This window comes from Streptomyces katrae (assembly GCF_000966975.1).
Taxonomy (GTDB): Bacteria; Actinomycetota; Actinomycetes; order Streptomycetales; family Streptomycetaceae; genus Streptomyces; species Streptomyces katrae.
Genome location: NZ_JZWV01001582.1, coordinates 1 through 854, shown reverse-complemented (window position 1 = coordinate 854; position 854 = coordinate 1). Strand labels below are relative to the sequence as shown.

At 68.6% G+C, this 854-nt stretch carries 2 protein-coding genes and 1 pseudogene; 1 reads left to right on the top strand and 2 read right to left on the bottom strand.

Features of this window, described 5'->3' with window-relative positions; translation table 11 throughout:
- Positions 1 to 95: 95 nt before the first annotated feature.
- Positions 96 to 353, bottom strand: coding sequence for a hypothetical protein (locus VR44_RS39380; protein WP_045952501.1), 258 nt, complete (start codon positions 351 to 353; stop codon positions 96 to 98).
- Positions 346 to 513, bottom strand: a complete 168-nt coding sequence (locus VR44_RS45770; RefSeq protein ID WP_157880556.1) for a hypothetical protein — start codon at positions 511 to 513, stop codon at positions 346 to 348. The genes VR44_RS39380 and VR44_RS45770 overlap by 8 nt, the downstream gene beginning before the upstream one ends.
- Before the next feature lie 130 nt (positions 514 to 643).
- Between VR44_RS45770 and VR44_RS46695 the strand changes: the two are divergent.
- A pseudogene (locus VR44_RS46695) lies at positions 644 to 854 on the top strand (XRE family transcriptional regulator); the annotation flags it as partial.

The following is an 854-nucleotide window of genomic DNA, read 5'->3' as shown; positions in this document are numbered from 1 at the left end:
TCCTCGAAATTCGGCGTCCGGCGGCCGCCTGGGGCTGATACCTGCACCGGAGGGCGAACCGGATGGCATCCGGACCCGGCAGGCGCGGCAGATCGCTACGCGCTGCCCTGGTCTCGGCGGCTGACGGCGGACTGGGGCTGGTCATGGGCGGGATGGACGTTCGCGACGGCGGTGGTGAATTCGCGGCCGGATGCGCCCCGGATGTAGGCGAGCTCCATCCAGTGCTCGCGGCCCACGCGGTCCGAGACGTTCTCGTTGATCACGGCCATCAGCACGCCCTCGGCTCCGGAGGCGATGTCGCGCACCTGCTGGCGGAGGAGGCGGTGAGGGACGTATTCGTACTGCTCAGACATCGGACGACCCTTCGCCTCCGTCGTGCCCGTCGGTTCCGCTGCCCGACTGGGGCCAGCGGACGAGGAACCGCAGGAGGCCGCGCTCCGCGCGCGCCAGCAGTTCCGGGGACGGCTGGCCGTAGCCGCATCGGGGTGTGGATTCCTGTGCGTCAATGGTCATTTGACTTCCTCCCTCACTCTCTCTTCGACCGTAGACGCAGGGGTGAGATGCAACGAGGACACATCGGAGGACATCTCGCGGGAGTAGCGTCATCGCTGCACATGTGGCTGTCGTTCGCCCTGGGGGAGTGATGTCCCAGAGTCCTGGAAATCCCGCCTTTCGTGCTGCTCGGCTGGAGCGCGGCTGGCACAGTCAGGCCGATGTGGCGCGGGCCTATGCCGTGCACGCGGCGGCCCTGGGCGAAACGGGTGAGATCGACGTACGGCAGGTGCGGCGCTGGGAGTCGGCGAAGCCGGGCTGGCCCAAGACCCAGGCGCGGCGTGTGCTGCGGTCCATGTTCG

Excerpts from the sequence above, each read along its gene's own strand:
- VR44_RS39380 (WP_045952501.1), bottom strand. The coding sequence starts at position 353 with ATGTCTGAGCAGTACGAATACGTCCCTCACCGCCTCCTCCGCCAGCAG.
- VR44_RS45770 (WP_157880556.1), bottom strand. The coding sequence starts at position 513 with ATGACCATTGACGCACAGGAATCCACACCCCGATGCGGCTACGGCCAG.